Origin of the sequence: Xenorhabdus doucetiae (assembly GCF_000968195.1) — a bacterium.
GTDB classification, from domain to species: Bacteria; Pseudomonadota; Gammaproteobacteria; order Enterobacterales; family Enterobacteriaceae; genus Xenorhabdus; species Xenorhabdus doucetiae.
Map to the genome: position 1 here is coordinate 1399686 of NZ_FO704550.1, position 18393 is coordinate 1418078.

The 18393-nt window shown below is 43.5% G+C and carries 15 protein-coding genes and 1 pseudogene; 9 read left to right on the forward strand and 7 right to left on the reverse strand.

Features of this window, described 5'->3' with window-relative positions; translation table 11 throughout:
• Positions 1 to 5: 5 nt before the first annotated feature.
• The 4 genes from XDD1_RS06520 to XDD1_RS19365 all read left to right on the forward strand — a co-directional run bounded on the left by XDD1_RS06520 (position 6) and on the right by XDD1_RS19365 (position 3042).
• Positions 6 to 764, forward strand: coding sequence for a TIGR03747 family integrating conjugative element membrane protein (locus XDD1_RS06520; protein WP_045969728.1), 759 nt, complete (start codon positions 6 to 8; stop codon positions 762 to 764).
• A 428-nt stretch (positions 765 to 1192) separates the two neighbouring features.
• Positions 1193 to 1666, forward strand: coding sequence for a helix-turn-helix domain-containing protein (locus XDD1_RS06525; protein ID WP_045968011.1), 474 nt, complete (start codon positions 1193 to 1195; stop codon positions 1664 to 1666).
• Entirely contained in the window at positions 1660 to 2196 is a 537-nt protein-coding gene (locus XDD1_RS06530; RefSeq protein ID WP_084720900.1) for an IS630 family transposase, read from the forward strand. The genes XDD1_RS06525 and XDD1_RS06530 overlap by 7 nt, the downstream gene beginning before the upstream one ends.
• A gap of 36 nt (positions 2197 to 2232) precedes the next feature.
• Positions 2233 to 3042: a hypothetical protein gene (locus XDD1_RS19365; RefSeq protein ID WP_156979646.1), complete on the forward strand. Its 810-nt coding sequence runs from the start codon at positions 2233 to 2235 to the stop codon at positions 3040 to 3042.
• Here XDD1_RS19365 and XDD1_RS06535 read toward each other — a convergent pair.
• The gene (locus XDD1_RS06535; RefSeq protein WP_045968417.1) at positions 3025 to 4008 is read right to left on the reverse strand and encodes an IS30 family transposase; all 984 of its coding nucleotides are present in this window, start codon (positions 4006 to 4008) and stop codon (positions 3025 to 3027) included. The two genes, XDD1_RS19365 and XDD1_RS06535, sit on opposite strands and share 18 nt — an antisense overlap.
• A 765-nt stretch (positions 4009 to 4773) precedes the next feature.
• A complete protein-coding gene (locus tag XDD1_RS06540) occupies positions 4774 to 5364 on the reverse strand; it encodes a TetR/AcrR family transcriptional regulator (RefSeq protein WP_045969730.1) in 591 nt (196 codons plus the stop codon).
• 147 nt (positions 5365 to 5511) lie between these two features.
• Here XDD1_RS06540 and XDD1_RS06545 point away from each other — a divergent pair, with 147 nt between their 5' ends.
• Positions 5512 to 6720, forward strand: a complete 1209-nt coding sequence (locus tag XDD1_RS06545; RefSeq protein WP_045969731.1) for an MFS transporter — start codon at positions 5512 to 5514, stop codon at positions 6718 to 6720.
• 100 nt (positions 6721 to 6820) lie between these two features.
• Here the strand turns inward: XDD1_RS06545 and XDD1_RS06550 are convergent, their stop codons facing one another.
• The 5 genes from XDD1_RS06550 to cecR form a co-directional block, all read right to left on the reverse strand.
• Positions 6821 to 7927, reverse strand: a complete 1107-nt coding sequence (locus XDD1_RS06550) for an ABC transporter permease (protein ID WP_045969733.1) — start codon at positions 7925 to 7927, stop codon at positions 6821 to 6823.
• A 12-nt stretch (positions 7928 to 7939) separates the two neighbouring features.
• The gene (locus tag XDD1_RS06555) at positions 7940 to 9100 is read right to left on the reverse strand and encodes an ABC transporter permease (protein WP_045969736.1); all 1161 of its coding nucleotides are present in this window, start codon (positions 9098 to 9100) and stop codon (positions 7940 to 7942) included.
• Positions 9097 to 10833, reverse strand: coding sequence for an ATP-binding cassette domain-containing protein (locus tag XDD1_RS06560; protein WP_045969738.1), 1737 nt, complete (start codon positions 10831 to 10833; stop codon positions 9097 to 9099). The genes XDD1_RS06555 and XDD1_RS06560 overlap by 4 nt, the downstream gene beginning before the upstream one ends.
• 9 nt (positions 10834 to 10842) lie before the next feature.
• Positions 10843 to 11865, reverse strand: a complete 1023-nt coding sequence (hlyD, locus tag XDD1_RS06565) for a secretion protein HlyD (RefSeq protein WP_045969740.1) — start codon at positions 11863 to 11865, stop codon at positions 10843 to 10845.
• Between the two features lie 70 nt (positions 11866 to 11935).
• A complete protein-coding gene (gene cecR / locus XDD1_RS06570; protein WP_045969742.1) occupies positions 11936 to 12616 on the reverse strand; it encodes a transcriptional regulator CecR in 681 nt (226 codons plus the stop codon).
• A gap of 447 nt (positions 12617 to 13063) precedes the next feature.
• On the opposite strand from cecR, the gene rhlE reads away from it, so the two are divergent.
• The 4 genes and pseudogenes from rhlE to XDD1_RS06595 all read left to right on the forward strand — a co-directional run bounded on the left by rhlE (position 13064) and on the right by XDD1_RS06595 (position 18338).
• Positions 13064 to 14545 (forward strand): ATP-dependent RNA helicase RhlE, encoded by a 1482-nt coding sequence (gene rhlE, locus XDD1_RS06580; RefSeq protein WP_045969746.1) that lies wholly within the window; start codon positions 13064 to 13066, stop codon positions 14543 to 14545.
• A 3-nt stretch (positions 14546 to 14548) separates the two neighbouring features.
• Positions 14549 to 15538: a tRNA dihydrouridine(16) synthase DusC gene (gene dusC, locus XDD1_RS06585; protein WP_045969748.1), complete on the forward strand. Its 990-nt coding sequence runs from the start codon at positions 14549 to 14551 to the stop codon at positions 15536 to 15538.
• A 337-nt stretch (positions 15539 to 15875) separates the two neighbouring features.
• Positions 15876 to 16864, forward strand: a pseudogene (locus XDD1_RS06590) (IS30 family transposase).
• 301 nt (positions 16865 to 17165) lie between these two features.
• Positions 17166 to 18338 (forward strand): hypothetical protein, encoded by a 1173-nt coding sequence (locus tag XDD1_RS06595; RefSeq protein WP_045969750.1) that lies wholly within the window; start codon positions 17166 to 17168, stop codon positions 18336 to 18338.
• The last annotated feature ends 55 nt before the right edge of the window (positions 18339 to 18393 follow it).

Here is an 18393-nt window from a genome sequence, read left to right on the forward strand (position 1 = left end):
CCGCAATGGCACAGTCAGAACCCCCTTCCCATCAACAATCCCAACCGCCGCGCAAACATGGTCTTTTGTACTGCGTGTTATGGGAATGGCCGTGGAAAATCATCGGCTTTATTCTCATGTCCTGGATATTTAGTTTGTTGCTGGAATATCTCGGTATGGCGTTTTTCTGGCCGGAACTGGGCGCATCTCACAGTCGGCAGATGATGAAGACAGAGCTGCAATATCTCTCTACGGGGTTTACTCAAAGCCTGTTGTTATCAGAACCTTCACAAACGGTTTCAGTATGGCTGGCACAGGCTTACCAGTGGCTGTTTGTGGACAGTGGTTTTATTGGTTGGGTTCAGGGGCAGTCATATTATCAGTTACATACCGGTAATGATTTTATGCGTGAGTTCAATGCGGCATTGCAGGGGATATCGAACTATTTGAAGGAGTATTGGCTGGCGACGGTGTTTATCACGATGGTAACACTGATCCGGCTGGCCATTCTGCTGTTATCCGTCCCCTTATTTGTGATGGTGGTGTTAGTGGCTCTGGTTGACGGGCTGGGTCGGCGGGATTTACGGCGTTACGGGGCTGGGTATGAATCCAGCTTTGTCTATCATCATGCTAAACGGGGGATTAAGCCTGCCTGTTCGGTTCCTGGTGTGCTGTATTTATCCTGGCCGGATACGGTCTATCCCACGGTGATCCTGTTGCCTGCGGCGGTATTGCTGGGGATCGTAGTGGTGATAACGGCCTCGATGTTTAAAAAGTATTTATAGTGCATGACGCTGGACGAAGGAAGGCAAAACGGGTTTTTGTTTTGCCTTCCTTCGTCAGCAGACAAGCCGCATCGCGGCGCGTCAGAATACTACATAGGTATCGTCGCACTTGATAATTAAATGTTAAACTTTTGCTTGCATATACCGTAATTTAAGATTTTAATGGTTATTATGTTATTTATGTGGGGGATAGCTATAACGTTCACTATAGTTAGTTTTGTTTATATTATACTAGTGTTAATTAGTCCATTATTGAGGTTAATGATTTTAAGTATAAGATTTTTTCTTTATTAAATAATTAACACAATATAGTCTTAATTCATAGTAATTCTAGTTAAAAACGAGCTAACTATTTAAGTTAATCAGATAAACTATCTGCATTACTGTTACAATCGATAACACGATAACCTGATTTTCTGCCTGTCCTTATGAAATCGAAGATAATACTTTCTGAGCCTGAACGAATAACATTGCAACAACTCGCTTTGAATCATCCCCACCGGGATATCCGTACGCGAGGAACGGGTTTGCTCATGCTTGCCAGAGGGAGCAAGCCGTCCCAGATCACCGCTGAAATAGGATGCAGTCTCCGGGTTATCTATAATTGGGTTCACATGTGGCACAATTCAGGGATAGCGGGATTATTAGGCGGTCATGCTGGAGGCCGGTATCTCGCTATGACGCCTGAAATGATTGCCACTGCGGTCGAAGCTGCCTGTGCAGAGTCCCTAACTCTCGCACGGATAGCCCAGTGCGTTGAGGCAAAGCATGGGCCCCTGCCTTGTACGCTTGAAACGCTGGCAAATACCCTGAAAAAGCAGGGGCTCACCTATAAACGCACCCGTCTATCGCTTAAAAAAAGCGCAACGAAACGGAGTTTGCTAACAAATCCGCCTTGCTGAATAAAATTAAGGCTGGAGCACAGTTAGGCCATTACCGTTTGGTCTATTTTGATGAGGCGGGTTTTGCCGCATCTCCTCCGGTGCAATATGGATGGAGTCCACGGGGTAAGCCCCATGAAACTGAGCCTCAAGAGCATGACAGGCGGTCAGTTCTGGGGGCGTTAAATTACACGGATAACACGCTGTTTTACCAGACAACGTCAGGCAGTATCACGCGAGATGACGTGATTGATTTTTTAGAGCAGCTCGCCCAACAAGGGGACAACCGCCTGACATTTTTAGTGTTGGATAATGCGCGTATCCATCACGGGATTGAAGAAAAAATCAGAAATAGCTGGTTACGAGAACACAACCTGTTTTTATTCTACCTTCCCGCCTACAGCCCAGAGCTGAATTTGATTGAAATCGTCTGGAAACAAGCCAAATACCATTGGCGACGTTTTATCACTTGGACTCAGGAGACAATGGAGAATGAATTAAATACGTTATTGGGCGGTTATGGTAACCAATTTGCAATTAATTTCTCTTGAGTACTTAATAAAATTTAAGTTACCGTGAGGTGATATATGAGTCCTTTTAACTATTATTCCAATAGAAGAAATAATGGAGATATTGAATTAGGGGCATTACCAGATTCTTCAGCAGGTCATGGGCAACTTAACCATTATTCCAATAGAAGAAATAATGGAGATATTGAATTAGGGGCATTACCAGATTCTTCAGCAGGTCATGGGCAACTTCCATCTTCGTTTCAGGCATCAGCTGCCAGAGGTTTTGAACATCCACGCCGTGTTGGGAGTAGCCCTAATCTGAGCAATTTTAATTCGCTCAATGCATATCCTGAGCACAGTCGCACTGAGATGCCACTTTCCCGTAGGCATAGTTTTAGTGGTTCATCTTCGTTTCAAGCATCTGCTGCCAAAGATTTTGAACATTCACGTCGTATTAGTAGGAGTAGCCCTAATCTGAGCAATTTTAATTCGCTCAATGCATATCCTGAGCACAGTCGCACTGAGATGCCACTTTCCCGTAGTCACAGTTTTAGTGGTTCTCCACCCCGAGGTTATGAGTTTACAACTCTTACACTTTCTGAAGTAATTCCTGAATTAATAACTAAATACAATGCAGAATATGTATTTATTAAACTTGATGTCAAGAAATTAAAAACACTAATGTATAATGCTGATTTAGATGTTAGAGAACGTAAAATTGTAAAAAGCATTGTAAAATTAATATGCAATGAAATGAATAGTATTTCTAATGATGATAAGATTGATAGATATCATAAATTATATGATATAAACTATAAGTACCCACCATTTATTTGTTGTAATAGATATACTTCTTGGATTCGCATATTAAGCGCAACACCGTAATGAACGAAGTAAATGAGTTGGGGTTCCTGTAAATAACTCATTCGGTGTTTTATAATCTCGTGTCTTACGTGGTCGATTATTTAGTCGGTTTGCCACAAGGTTAACCTCCCGCTCTGATACCTTATTAAAATCGGTTCCTTTTGGGAAGTAATCTCTGATTAATCCATTTATGTTCTCATTTATCCCTCTTTCCCAAGGGGAATACGGATGAGCAAAATAAATTTTTGTCTCTAAATTTTTACCGATCCGTTCGTGTTCGGCAAATTCGAGTCCGTTATCAAAGGTAATTGTTTTAACTTTATGTTTTATCATCGATAAATGTCTTGTCGCCGCTTTGGCAACACCTTCTGCTGTTTTATCTTCAAGTTTAATGATGATCGTAAATAACGATTTTCGTTCAACTAAAGTCAATAAGGCACTTTTACGATCTTTGCCAACGATAGTATCCCCTTCCCAATCCCCAATACGCTGCTTTTTATCAACAATTTTTGGGCGCTTATCAATACTGACTCTGTTTTTAATTTTTCCTCTGTGCTCATGGCTTCCATAGCGTTTACGATACGGTTTTTTCGCTATCCTAAGATGTTGCCATAAATCACCGCCATTTATTTTATCTTTATAAATCAATCGATAAATTGTTTCATGATGTAAAGAGATTTTCGCTTCCCGCTTGAGATAACCCACAACTTGTTCCGGACTTAAATCTTGCCAAATTAACTGTTTTATCCACTTTGTTATCTCTGGCGTGATTTTTACGGCTTTTACCTTAGAATGACGGCGTTCTAATGCTTTACGCTGAGCTTGTTCAGGTTCATATTTCTCGGCTTCCCGGTTTCGTCTCAATTCCCGGCTAATTGTTGATGGGGCCCGATTAAGCGACGTTGCAATAAAACGTTGTGTAAAACCGGCTTCTTTTAAGCCGAAAATCTGGTATCTTTCTGTTTCGGTCAGTTGCGTATAGGCCATAGTGCATTTTCCTTTGGCGAGAAAGATGCCTACTATAGCAACTGACCGCCTTTCTTAGAAATTGCACTTACTATGCGAATCCAAGTGGAAAATAAAAATAAGTTTCTGGTCTCTGATGTGATATCAATATTGGGTTCTGGGATAAGTGAAGTCGCATTGTTAATTTTGGCTTTTAATATAACGCACTCTGCTTCTTATACTTCCTTGCTTATATCAATAAGACTGCTGGCTAGCTAGCTTGTTTTTTTTCTTACTGGCTATTTAATTAAACGTTTTAATATGAAAACAAATTTATTCTACATTGGGTTCTGGTAATCTCTCAGGTCTTAAGTAAAATTTGTTTCCACTCTTTAAGTTAAATAAATTTCTTGAATGATTTGAGGCATTTTTAAGAATGGTTTCTATAAACATATTATTTATCTTAATTAATGAGTTTATATGATGGCTATTTAGATGTATTTAAATATATTCTATGGTTTATAAAACTGATTTTATAAACTATGTTAAAATCGCAGATCACTGATTCCTCATAACTTGAATATATCATTATGATGAAAACCTATTTCTTCCATTAGACCAAACAGTAGCTATAAGTTAAAGTATATTGAAGATTAAGTACATGATGGAATAGCCGATGATGGCATAATATAGCCAAGTTTCCTTTGGCAAGCAACTGATAGGTAATTTATCATTATCAGTCATTGCCAATAGTAATGCATAAATTCACATGGGTTTACGTAATACTTTGAACTTATTTCATTTATTTTATACCTTTTTTAATCCACCTAATAAAACATCAAGAGCATTTAAGGCTTCAGATAAAGCAAGATTATGGTGTTGATGTTTGGCAATCCACAAAGCGGTATCCATAAGCCCTCCATTGATTAAGCGAGCCAAAATTTCAGGAGAAGTAACAGTAATCTGACCCTCGTCCATCAGTGTGTTTAACATCGTGGCGATTGATGTAATACATTGTAGTCTGGCCGTTTGTAACTGCTCAGGATCTAAAACAGATGATGCGTCACATAAAGCTATCCGCTGTATTTCCGGTTCTATAGCCATTTTCAAATACGTATGACACCGAACTGTGAATGCTGTCCAAGTTTCTGTTTCTCGGCTTGAAATTTCTGTCAGACGGGCATCCATTTCCGCATCAATTTGTTGTAATACAGCAAGAAATAACCCTTTTTTATCCCCGAAGTGATGATATAAAGCCCCTCTGGTCATGCCTGCTTTAGCCGTTAAATCATCCATAACGGTGTTTAAATACCCTACAGTTCCAAACTGTTGACGTGCTGTTGCGATTAACTTCCGTCGGGTTTCTTCAATCATTTCTGCTCTGGGTTTGCGAACCATATCACGACTCCAAATTTATATTGCCGGTTTTTATAATTGACATACAGAATGAATGTCAATTAGATTAACATACTTCCCGTATGTAAGTATTTTGGTAACCCTATATTTTATAAGCCCGTCGATTTCATAAATCACTCAGGAGTATTTATGGTTAATCCGTACAAAGAATTGTTTGGCGCACCTGGAACACTTGCATTTTCTATTGCTGGATTAATTGCGCGAATACCCATTTCGATGGCAGGAATAGGGATTATTACTATGCTCTCGCAGTTGAGGGGATCTTATTGGATTGCGGGGGGTGTTGCGGCGACTTTTACTTTTTCTATGGCGATATTGGCTCCACAAATTTCACGGCTGGTCGATCGATTTGGTCAAGGCCGGGTGTTGCCTTATGTGACTGCATCCAGCGTTATATCGATGTTTATCCTCTTACTTTGCACGCATTTTCAGGCACCGGATTGGACATTATTTGTCTTTGCTGCTTTATCGGGAGGTATACCCAGTATGCCCGCGATGATTAGGGCAAGGTGGACTGAAATATATCGGGGAGATCCGCGTCTTCATACTGCTTTTTCTTTTGAAACGGTTTTGGATGAACTTTGTTTTATTATTGGCCCTCCAGTATCTGTTGGGTTAAGTGTTGTTGTTGCACCGGAAGCAGGGCCATTAGTTGCGGCGATTTTACTGGCTATTGGAATAACGATTTTCGTATTACAAAAACAAACAGAGCCGCCTGTGTATCCTTATTGCGTTGAAAATAAAAGTATTATTTTAAAAATGCCCTCAATACAAATATTGATTTTGTCATTAATCGCATTGGGAACCATTGTAGGCACTATTGATGTTATTAGCGTGGCTTTTGCTGAACAACATGGGAAAACTGCCGCTGCAAGTATTGTCTTATCGGTCTATGCCATTGGTTCTTGCCTGTCGGGGTTAGCATTCGGGGCCATTAAAATAAATATCGCTTTACCACGTATGTTTATGTTTACGTCACTAGCAACAATGCTGACAACAATACCGTTGTTGCTGGCCCATGATGTTTTGACACTTGCTGCGATGGTATTTGTTTCTGGTTTATTTTTTGCTCCAACAATGATTGTTGCAATGAGCTTAGTGGAAAATATGGTGCCTTCCCGCAATTTGACTGAAGGTTTAACTTGGATGGTAACAGGATTGGGTATTGGCATTGCTTGTGGTGCTTCGGTGACTGGATGGGTGATAGATAAAATGGGAATTCAATCAGGATTTTTTGTAACTCTGGTTGCCGGTATCATTATATTCTTGGCCGCAGCCTCTGGTTATCGATTGATGCAGCGTAATATGATCCGGTTATCAACTTTAGATACTCCCTGAAAAAAGAAAACATTATGAAAAAACATTATGAAAGAGAGCAGAATTTATCAATATCCGCTCTCTCCTATTGATTAGGGTCTTGTATTAAGTAAAGGGTTTATCAGGCAATCTTGCTGCGAAACAACTGATAAGCGATCCCCCCGGTTGTTGCAGTAATGACCAATAAAGGCCATAAATTGGGCCAGATAACGGCTAAATCTGCCCCTTTCAAATAAATCTGCTTGGTGATATCCGTAAAATGCCGAATGGGATTAATCCAGGTGATGTTTTGCAACCAAACCGGCATATTCTCAACCGGAGAGATATAACCAGAAAGCAGAATTGCGGGCATCATAAACACAAATACGCCAATAAATGCTTGTTGTTGGGTGGAACAGACCGCAGAAATCAGCAGACCGAACCCCACCAGAGATAAGCCGTAAATTAACATGCAGCCATAAAATAGCAGCAATGAACCGGCGAACGGAATTTGATAAAACAGGGTGCCAATCAGCAACACAATACTGGCCTGCATGGTTGCGACGACTAACGCCGGAATGGCTTTGCCAAGGAAAATTTGCCACGTCGCCAATGGGGAAACCAGCAATTGATCCAGCGTGCCCTGTTCCCGTTCACGGGCGACCGACAGTGCTGTCACGATGAGCACGCCAATGGTGGTAATCATGGCAACCAGTGACGGGACAACAAACCACTTATAATCTAAATTTGCGTTATACCAGTTACGAATAATTAATTCACTGTTATTGAAATCAGCGCTATTGCCCAATAACTGCTTCTGGTAATCCAGTACGATTTGCTGGATATAGTTGGCCGCAATCTGAGCGCTGTTTGAATTACGTCCGTCCAGCAGAACCTGAATTGAAGCCGGATGATGATTGGCGAGATTAGCACTGAAATTTTGGGGAAAACGCACCAGCAGCAGCGCTTTACGGTCATCCAGCGTCGGGCGGATGGCTTGTGAACTGGTCAGCAAAATAACATCAGGAAAAGCTTTTGATTTTGCCAGCCGCTGGGTTAACTCAATCGATGCCTGCCCTTTATCCTCGTTATAAATGGCAATGGTGGCGTTTTTGACTTCCAGCGTGGCTGCCCACGGAAACAGGATCATCTGGATAATCACGGTCAAAATCAAAATGTTCCGTGTTTGCGGTTCTCTCAGAAGAGACTGCAACTCTTTCATGATGAGGGTATACAGACGATAAAACATGCGCTTTCCTTTTTAATCCAGATGCCGACGGGTTTTCCACGCGGTCAGGCCGATAAAGACAATCGAACTGGCGATTAACAGGAGCAGATTGGTCATTAATACCGTGCCAATATTGCCAGCCAGAAAGAGTGTCTGTAGGCTGCTGACAAAGTAACGTGCGGGTATGACATAAGTCGAAGCCTGAATCAGCACCGGCATACTGTCTATCTCAAACACAAAACCAGACAACATGATGGCAGGTAAAAAAGCCGCATTTAGCGAGATCATCGCCGCATTGAACTGGTTACGTGTCAGGGTGGAAATCAGCAATCCCATCCCCAAGGCGGTAGCCAGATAGAGGCTGGAGACGAGTGCCAATACCCAAAGTGAGCCGCGATAGGGAACCCCCAGCACAAATACCGTGAATATCATGCAAAGTACCATGACAAAAGAGCCGAGCAATTGATAAGGCAATAACTTGGCGAGCAGTAATTCGGTGCGGGTCACTTGGGTTGAAAGCAGCGCTTCCATGGTTCCGCGCTCCCATTCACGGGCGACCACCAGTGAAGTCAGAATGGCGCCTACCACGGTGATGATAATGGAAATGGCGCCGGGAATGAGAAAATGCCGGCTGATGGCAGCGGGATTAAACCAGTAGCGAATTTGCGTATCAATCAAGGGCGTGGTGGATACCCCATGATTTTGCCCGCGTTGTTGTAACCAAATTTGCCAGATGCCTTTGGTATAACCCTGAACAAAATTCGCAGTGTTGGGTTCACTGCCATCGGTGATCACCTGAATGGGCGCGTGGCTGTCTGAGCGGGCAAGCTGGGCAGCAAAATTGACCGGGATAACGATAATGCCCCGGATTTGGTTTTCCTGCATTTTTTGGATTAAGAGCTGGCGGTTGTCGCTGATCGTGGCCTCAATATAGGGCGATCCGGTAAATACATGCACGAATTCACGGGCGTCTTCGCTCTGTTGTTCCATGAGAATACCGAGGCGAAGTTTGCTGGAATCCAGGTTAATGCCATAACCAAAAATAAACAGCAACATCAACGGAATAACCACCGCAATCAACGCACTGCTAGGATCACGGACAATCTGTTTCGTCTCCTTGATACAGAGTGCTTTCAAGCGACGCCATGAGAAACTGACCGCTTTCTGGGAGGTTGGCTGTTCAGGATGACTCATTGCGGTTCCTTATCGTAGTTCACCACGAGATCGATAAAAGCATCTTCCATGGAAGGATTCGGGAGCTTATCCGTGGCAACCAGTTGTTTCAGTTCATCGGGTGTGCCGGCAGCAATCAGTTTGCCACGAAATACCAGCCCGATACGGTCACAGTATTCGGCTTCATCCATAAAGTGAGTTGTCACCATTACGGTGACCCCTTTATCCACCATGCCATTAATATGCAGCCAAAATTCGCGGCGGGTCAGCGGGTCAACGCCCGAAGTGGGCTCATCCAAAAACAGAATATCAGGCTCGTGCATCAATGCGCAGGAAAGGGCGAGCCGTTGCTTAAATCCGAGCGGAAGGCTATCCGTTTTTTGATATAAGATGGGTTCAAGATTGAAAGCGCGGATCATACCGGCCATCTTTTCCTGTTGACGGCGACCTTTCAGGCCATAAACACCAGAAAAAAACTTAAGATTTTGCTCAACCGTCAGGTTGCCATACAGTGAGAATTTTTGTGCCATATAGCCAAGGCGCTGGCGAGCCTTGCCTGAACCGGTCTTTAAATCCATATTCAGAACCAGCGCCTTACCCGAAGTGGGGATCATCAGGCCGCACATCATTTTGAAGGTGGTTGATTTTCCGGCACCATTCGGCCCTAACAGACCAAAGATTTCCCCGCGTTTCACCTGAAAATCCACATGGTCAGTGGCCGCAAAATCGCCAAATCTTTTTGTCAGATTACGGGCTTCGATCACGGTTTCTGTCGGATTGGGCGGGATTTGCGGCATGATCTCCGCTAATTCGGAGCGATGGGACGGGCCGCCACCCAATAAATCGATAAAAGCATCTTCGAAACGCGGTTCGGCATCGACGATATTGCCCTCAGGCAGCCCGATTTGCTGGAGTAATGCGTTTTTATCCGCCTGTTCTTTTAAGATCAGGCGAACATATTTTCCCTGAATCACACCATCCGTCACTTGGGGCAGGGTGAGGGCCTGTTGCAGCGTTTTGCGGCGAATACCTTGCTTGACATCAAGCAAAAAAGATCGGCCGGCAATTCCTTGTGTTAAATCTTGTGGCTGGCCACGATAGAGCAATTCACCCCGGTTCATCAGCAAAACATCACGACATAACTCGGCTTCATCCAAATAAGAAGTGCTCCACAGGATCAACATACCGTCGGAAGCGAGTTCATGTACCATTTGCCATAACTCACGGCGTGCGATGGGATCAACGCCGACGCCCGGTTCATCCAGCAGTAAAACCTTTGGGCTGCCCAATAAGGTACAAGCCAGCCCCAGTTTTTGTTTCATGCCGCCCGACAATTTCCCCGCCAACCGTGCGGTAAAACGGGTTAAATCCGTAAAGGTCAATAACTTCTGAAAGGTGGTTTTGCGTTCTTCACCCAATACCCCACGCAGATCGGCATATAACGTGAGATTTTCTATGACGGTTAAATCTTCATACAGGCCAAATTTCTGCGGCATGTAACCGAGTTCAGAACGGACTTGAACACTGTCCTTGATGGGATCAAGCCCCATGATTTCAATGTGGCCGCTATCAGGCTTCAACAACCCGGCCAACATTCTTATCAGCGTGGTTTTCCCCGCGCCATCTGGACCGACAAGCCCCGTCACTGATCCGCCCTGAATTTCTGCTTGCAGATGAGAGACAGCAGGAACGTCCAATCCTGAAAACGTTTTTTCCACGCCGTTCAGTTTTATCGTATACGCTGAACTGGTCATGTGATCGCCTTATTTGCTTGTTTTAGGAAGACTGGCTTCGGTTAAATTTGCATCGGAAAAACGCAAGGTGACAGGCATGCCTTGTTTCAGGCTCTCATCGGCATCGAGGACAATGATCCGCAGGCGATAAACTAAGTCTGTTCTTAAATCGGGCGTTTCGACATTTTTGGGGGTAAATTCGGCGGTCGGAGAAACAAAACCGATTTTGCCGTGATAGGGCTGATTTTTCCGGCCATCGGTATAAATCAGGATTTCCCGTCCGGCGATAGCTTGATTGAGATTGGGTTCATCAATATAGGCCCTGATCCAGACAGGATGGGTGAGTGACAGAGTAAAAACCGTATTGCCGGCCGCCAGCATGGTGCCGGGTTCAATGGCTCTGGTCAGGATCATCCCGGCTGATGGCGCGGTGAGTTGGGTATCTTTCAGGTTGAGTTCGGCTTGTGCTACGGCAGCGTCTGCCTGAATAAGCTGGGCTTTTGCCGCGGCAATTTCTTCTAAACGATAACCCGTTTCGAACTGGCGCAGTTTATCTTTTGCCGCCTGATAAGCGGCCAGTGCCTGATTGCGTCCGGTTCTGGCATTGTCCAGATCATTGGCTGAGATAGTTTTGCTTTGCCACAAGCCCTGCTGACGTTTCAGGAAACTCTCGGCAAAACGAAACGCTGACTCTTTTTGCGCCACTTCGGAACGTACCTGAGCGATCTCTTCACTGCGATAACCCGCTTCCGCTTTGGCAAGATTTGCCTTGGCGACATCACGAGACGCTTTGGCCTGATTCAAGGCATTAATAAAGGGGGCATCATCAAGGCGACCCAGCGCCTGACCGACAGTAATGGCATCACCTTCATCCACCTGTAGGCTAGCCAGCTTACCTGCAACCCGAAAGCCAAGGTTGACCGTCCTGACATCGACATTGCCATACAGGGTTAGCTCCCTGCTGTTTTGTTCCTGATAATAGTAGATACCAACAATAGCACCGATAACAACAATGAGCGCCAATAGGGCAAGAGCAAACTTTTTACTGTTCATACTATCCCTTATGCCTTGTTCAATGGATACCCTCCCCACAGAGTAGGGGAGATAATAAGCTGTTTTCGTCTTATGATTTCTTTCTTAATCCATCAAGCAATAAATTGATATGTTGAGATAAAACCTGATTGATTAATTCGTATTCCTTGGTGCCGATATTGTCCCATCCTGTTTGGCGCAACAAAGCTTCTCTGGCCAGACGGAAAGAGAGGATCTCACCCAATAAGGCATGGGTGTGGATCTGGGTTGAAATTTGACGTTCATCTGCACCGATATAATGGGCGATAAGTTTATTTAACCGGGAATAAATGGGGGCCAGCCCCTGTTCGTGCATGACACTGTAAGCCTCGGTGGGGGTCAATTGTTCATGGGACATGATCCGACTGATATTGATACTGCTTTTCTCAAAAATCAGACGGTTATAGCTCACCATTCCCTGATGAATAAATGCCAATATCGGGTCTTTTGGATAGGGTTTCGGCGTTTCATTAAAAAAACGGTCAATAGCGTCAATAAGCGGGGAAAACTCCGATTTTAGTTTATCGGCAATGTGTTGCACGACGGCGAGGTATAATCCCTCTTTGGAACCGAAATAGTAGGCGATAGCGGCGATATTTTGCTGTGCGTGTTGGGCAATGTTGCGGGTCGTTGCCCCTTCCAGACCGGATTTGCCAAAAATTTCGATTGCTGCTTCCAGCAGTTGTTGCTTGGCTTGTTCGCCTCGTAATGTCTGAGCCGTCTTTGCTGCCATGGTTAACTTATTTCCTGTTACAAAGAATTTTCGAGAGTGTCGGAAAATATATTCACCGTACTTCAAGATGCTTTGACTATCTCCCCGCGTAGCGCGGGGAGATAGTCATTGAAGTTTATCGGGTATATATCAATCGTATGATTAACTTTAAGGCTAAAGTAATTCGATGTAAAGTTGACACAAATTGTCTTTTTAATAGATGTCCATAAAAAATAATCTGCCTGTTTTGACTCACTGCCCGTGGTGAAAGCGATCCAGCCAATTTTTATTTCATTTATTGGATTCTTTGGGTCTGCGTGGAAAGACATATCTGTTATAATCCTGCGTTACTACTATGGTGCATTGCAGTTTGTGTAATTTCTTTGCGTTTTATCGCGTCTGTTTTCTTCCCATAAAACTGCCCCTCAATTGTATGAGGAATGGTGAAGTCTGGAGCATTTCTTATTTATGAATTTTGAGTCCCTCGGCTTGAAGGCTGATATTTTGCGTGCCGTTGAAGAACAAGGCTACGTGGAACCTACCCCTATTCAGCAGCAGGCTATTCCTGTTGTGTTATCCGGTAAAGATCTACTGGCCAGTGCCCAGACAGGTACGGGAAAAACCGCAGGATTTACCTTGCCTATCCTGCAACTTTTGAGTGAATCCCCGACGCAGGCAAAAGGTCGCCGTCCGGTCAGGGCATTGATTTTAACCCCAACCCGCGAGCTGGCCGCTCAGGTGGGTGAAAATGTGCGTGATTACAGCAAATATCTCAGATTGCGTTCGTTTGTGGTCTTCGGCGGTGTCAGTATCAACCCGCAGATGATGAAATTGCGTGGCGGGGTGGATATTCTGGTCGCCACGCCGGGACGTTTGTTGGACTTAGAACACCAGAATGCCGTGGATCTCTCCCGCGTTGAAATTCTGGTCTTGGATGAAGCGGATCGTATGTTGGACATGGGGTTTATCCACGATATTCGTCGTGTATTGAACAAATTGCCGGCAAAACGCCAAAATCTGCTCTTTTCTGCAACGTTCTCTGATGAAATTAAAAACCTTGCCAATAAGTTGCTGAAAGAACCGGTCAGCGTAGAAGTTGCTCGGCGTAATTCGGCCTCTGAACAGATTGAACAATCCATCCATTTTGTGGACAAAAAGCGCAAGGGTGAATTGCTCTCTTACATGATTGGCAGCCAGAATTGGCAACAGGTATTGATATTTACCCGTACCAAACATGGGGCAAACCGGCTGGCGGAACAGTTGAATAAAGATGGCGTGACGGCGGCGGCGATCCACGGTAACAAGAGTCAGGGAGCAAGAACCCGTGCGCTGGCTGATTTCAAGACGGGGAACATCCGTGCGCTGGTCGCAACGGATATCGCTGCCCGTGGACTGGATATTGATCAGTTGCCACATGTCGTCAACTATGAATTGCCAAACGTTGCCGAAGATTATGTGCACCGCATTGGCCGTACCGGGCGTGCCGATGCGACCGGGCAGGCACTCTCACTGGTGTGTGTCGATGAACACAAGCTGCTGAAAGATATCGAGCGCCTGTTGAAGCGAGAAATTCCGCGCATTGCCATTGCGGGTTATGAACCTGATCCTACTATCAAGGCGGAACCGATTCAGAATGGGCGCAATGATCGTGGCAATAGTCCACGCGGTAACAACAATTCACGTGATAACAGTGCCCGGAAAAATGGCCCGCGTGAAAGCCGTTCTCGTGAAAACGATTCCCGTAAAAACCATTCACGTGAAAGTCATTCTCACGGAAATAGCCCTTGGGGTCAGGGTTCTCGCGATAATCGTTCGCGTAATGAACAGCCTCGCAGTCAGCGTAGCAACGGCAAGCAAGGCCATGCTAAGTCAGATCAAGCATCCCCATCGCGCCAGCGTCGTCAGCGGGTCAGCACCAAATCCCCACGTGCGGCGGCGTCGGGAGAGTAATTCATGCGCGTTTTGCTGGCCCCGATGGAAGGCGTCTTGGATTCTCTGGTCAGGGAATTGTTGAGTGAAGTCAATGATTATGACTTATGTATCACAGAATTCCTGCGTGTGGTTGACAGCTTACTGCCGGTAAAATCTTTTTACCGGCAGTGTCCTGAACTGCATCATCAGAGCCGCACACCCTCGGGAACACCGGTCAGGGTTCAGCTTCTGGGGCAATATCCGGCATGGCTGGCAGAAAACGCGGTCAGGGCAGTTGAGCTGGGATCATGGGGCATTGACCTGAACTGTGGTTGCCCTTCCAAGGCGGTGAATGGCAGTGGTGGCGGTGCGACCTTATTGAAAGATCCCGAACTTATCTATCAGGGTGCCAGGGCCATGCGTGAAGCCGTGCCCGCCCATCTGCCGGTAACGGTAAAAGTCCGTCTGGGATGGGATTCTGATGCTCGTCAGTTTGAGATTGCAGATGCAGTCCAGCAAGCAGGGGCGACTGAACTGGTGGTGCATGGACGAACCAAGGAAGAGGGCTATAAGGCAGAGTGCATCAATTGGCAGGCGATAGGCGAGATCCGCCGTCGCCTTGCTATTCCTGTCATTGCCAACGGTGAAATTTGGGATTGGCAAAGTGCTCAGGCGTGCATCAAAACGACAGGATGTGATGCAGTGATGATCGGCCGTGGTGCACTGCATACGCCAAATTTGAGTCGGGTGATTAAATATAACGAACCCAAGATGCCGTGGAGCAGTGTACTCAGGTTATTGCAAAAATATATTTATCTGGAAAAGCAGGGCGATACGGGGCTGTATCACGTTGCCCGAATCAAGCAATGGTTAGGGTATTTGCGTAAAGAATATCGTGAAGCAGATGAGTTATTTATGCAAATCAGGGCATTAAAAACCTCTGCCCAGATTGCTGAGGTTATTTCTTCTGCGGTAGATACATGTTTATTGCGGCAGCAGTATCTTACCAAAGAACCCCCGATTTTCTGTTAAGCGTATTATTTTCCTCCGGTAACTATTTCTGGGGGATTTGTCTCCTTATCACCGTTGTAACTTAGAATTCATGGGATGTAGATAAATAAAATACATTCCTATTTTTTATGAATTAGGAATAATACCGATTAAAGCTAATTTATATTATTAAAAAGGTTTTATAGGGATGGATTAGATTTATACTTGATTTTTTTATAAAAATATAAGTTCTTATTTTTTACCTCTTATTTAAATTAAAATTAATTTATCTATCTTGGATTCGCATAGTAAGTGCAATTTCTAAGAAAGGCGGTCAGTTGCTATAGTAGGCATCTTTCTCGCCAAAGGAAAATGCACTATGGCCTATACGCAACTGACCGAAACAGAAAGATACCAGATTTTCGGCTTAAAAGAAGCCGGTTTTACACAACGTTTTATTGCAACGTCGCTTAATCGGGCCCCATCAACAATTAGCCGGGAATTGAGACGAAACCGGGAAGCCGAGAAATATGAACCTGAACAAGCTCAGCGTAAAGCATTAGAACGCCGTCATTCTAAGGTAAAAGCCGTAAAAATCACGCCAGAGATAACAAAGTGGATAAAACAGTTAATTTGGCAAGATTTAAGTCCGGAACAAGTTGTGGGTTATCTCAAGCGGGAAGCGAAAATCTCTTTACATCATGAAACAATTTATCGATTGATTTATAAAGATAAAATAAATGGCGGTGATTTATGGCAACATCTTAGGATAGCGAAAAAACCGTATCGTAAACGCTATGGAAGCCATGAGCACAGAGGAAAAATTAAAAACAGAGTCAGTATTGATAAGCGCCCAAAAATTGTTGATAAAAAGCAGCGTATTGGGGATTGGGAAGGGGATACTATCGTTGGCAAAGATCGTAAAAGTGCCTTATTGACTTTAGTTGAACGAAAATCGTTATTTACGATCATCATTAAACTTGAAGATAAAACAGCAGAAGGTGTTGCCAAAGCGGCGACAAGACATTTATCGATGATAAAACATAAAGTTAAAACAATTACCCTTTGATAACGGACTCAAATTTGCCCAACACGAACCGAATGGGTAAAAATTTTAAAGAAAAAATTTTATTTTGGTCATTCCTTTTTCCCCTTGGGAAAAGAGGGATAAATGAGAACATAAATGGATTAATCAGAGATTACTTCCCAAAAGGAACCGATTTTAATAAGGTATCAGAGCGGGAGGTTAACCTTGTGGCAAACCGACTAAATAATCGACCACGTAAGACACGAGATTATAAAACACCGAATGAGTTATTTACAGGAACCCCAACTCATTTACTTCGTTCATTACGGTGTTGCGCTTAATATGCGAATCCAAGTATGTTTATTTATATGATGAGATAAACATCAGTATCTAAGAGAATAAAATAAACAGGCCTTGCTACCGCTGGAAAATCTGAACGTTTTGACTATATTTATAATATGAAGGTCATTGCGTAGGTGGCTCATGGTTTATAACCGAAAGGATTTAAAATGGATTGCTGGATAATATATAAATCTATTTAAATTTTTTTAAAAATATAGCAATTGTCTAATTATTAACTTATTGAATTCTAATGACGTTTATGATTTTGTAAATGGTTTTATTAAGTTATAGGAATGATATATGAAAAACTTACAAGTTCAAGATAAAGATCAACCTGGAATTTGGTATAGGGTAAGTCAGTTAAAGATAAAATTACGTCAGTTAAATATTGAGGCCGATATCTTTGCTAACGGAAGAAACCGGGTGATTGTCGATGTTTATATTCAATGCGCTGATTCTTATAATAATAAGGTAGTCGTTCCAAGTGATATTCTTTTACAGCATACTTGGCTTATTGATTATGACACAGGGGAAAAGCTTACCTGGCGGGCAAAGGAAGATGATAATTTTACCTGGGCTTATACGGATGAGCCTAATGAATTTACTGCAACGCCTGTAACACTAAAAACTCCATCTTTTACTAATTATGAAGAACACCATGATGGTCCTATTTTAAGCAGAGTAACCTTTTATATATACTGTTCACCCATCGCAGTAAATCAAATAAAACAAGTAGCGGCCTTGGTAGTGACGCCAGGTAACACAGTACATTCTTCTGCATATGGAAAAGAATTTGATGCATGTATCCAACTTAACTCGAAAGCTGAAATATATTATAGGAGTGCAAATTTGGATATAGAGAGTGAATTAGTCACTAAACGGGAGGCTAATGAAGGAAACGATTGGTTTGGCTGGACCCAATATAATAAATACGTAAGGCTGAATCCAAGTGATCATTATGGTAGACGGAAGGTGGCAAAATTAGTAGTAGAAGATCCAACGAAGTTTGGAAAAGAATGGGGAGGAGCGGGATTTCTAGGGATAGATCACGGTTATGGTCATCAGATTTATTGTGCAGATGAGAATGGTGTATGCAACCGCTATCTATATACTTATAGTTCTACGACTTATTACGTACATTATCTTTGGACTCTGGAAGGACCACGGAAAGCCATCTTAGACCGATATTCTTGGAGTATAAGTGGTGGTGTGGGGCCGGATGTAAATTGCTTGATGATTGATAGGACTATAAACATTGACGTAAGACAACGACCTGATGCGCTTTGTTTTACTATAATGGCTGTCGTAATACGCCCTCAGAAGACTATGACACATAATGAGTGGGCCAAAAATTTTTACATTACCATTTATGACCAATATGGAAATGCAGGAACATTTCTTATAGATCCTATACACGGTATTAGCATAGAAGAAAAGACCAACATTCATCTCGAAGATGCTAATCAATTTTAAAGAGATTAAATAGTAATCCTGATTGGGTGATTGTTTAATTAAATCAGGATATTGA

Excerpts from the sequence above, each read along its gene's own strand:
- XDD1_RS06520 (WP_045969728.1), top strand. The coding sequence starts at position 6 with ATGGCACAGTCAGAACCCCCTTCCCATCAACAATCCCAACCGCCGCGC.
- XDD1_RS06525 (WP_045968011.1), top strand. The coding sequence starts at position 1,193 with ATGAAATCGAAGATAATACTTTCTGAGCCTGAACGAATAACATTGCAA.
- XDD1_RS19365 (WP_156979646.1), top strand. The coding sequence starts at position 2,233 with ATGAGTCCTTTTAACTATTATTCCAATAGAAGAAATAATGGAGATATT.
- XDD1_RS06535 (WP_045968417.1), bottom strand. The coding sequence starts at position 4,008 with ATGGCCTATACGCAACTGACCGAAACAGAAAGATACCAGATTTTCGGC.
- XDD1_RS06540 (WP_045969730.1), bottom strand. The coding sequence starts at position 5,364 with ATGGTTCGCAAACCCAGAGCAGAAATGATTGAAGAAACCCGACGGAAG.
- XDD1_RS06545 (WP_045969731.1), top strand. The coding sequence starts at position 5,512 with ATGGTTAATCCGTACAAAGAATTGTTTGGCGCACCTGGAACACTTGCA.
- XDD1_RS06550 (WP_045969733.1), bottom strand. The coding sequence starts at position 7,927 with ATGTTTTATCGTCTGTATACCCTCATCATGAAAGAGTTGCAGTCTCTT.
- XDD1_RS06555 (WP_045969736.1), bottom strand. The coding sequence starts at position 9,100 with ATGAGTCATCCTGAACAGCCAACCTCCCAGAAAGCGGTCAGTTTCTCA.
- XDD1_RS06560 (WP_045969738.1), bottom strand. The coding sequence starts at position 10,833 with ATGACCAGTTCAGCGTATACGATAAAACTGAACGGCGTGGAAAAAACG.
- hlyD (WP_045969740.1), bottom strand. The coding sequence starts at position 11,865 with ATGAACAGTAAAAAGTTTGCTCTTGCCCTATTGGCGCTCATTGTTGTT.
- cecR (WP_045969742.1), bottom strand. The coding sequence starts at position 12,616 with ATGGCAGCAAAGACGGCTCAGACATTACGAGGCGAACAAGCCAAGCAA.
- rhlE (WP_045969746.1), top strand. The coding sequence starts at position 13,064 with ATGAATTTTGAGTCCCTCGGCTTGAAGGCTGATATTTTGCGTGCCGTT.
- dusC (WP_045969748.1), top strand. The coding sequence starts at position 14,549 with ATGCGCGTTTTGCTGGCCCCGATGGAAGGCGTCTTGGATTCTCTGGTC.
- XDD1_RS06595 (WP_045969750.1), top strand. The coding sequence starts at position 17,166 with ATGAAAAACTTACAAGTTCAAGATAAAGATCAACCTGGAATTTGGTAT.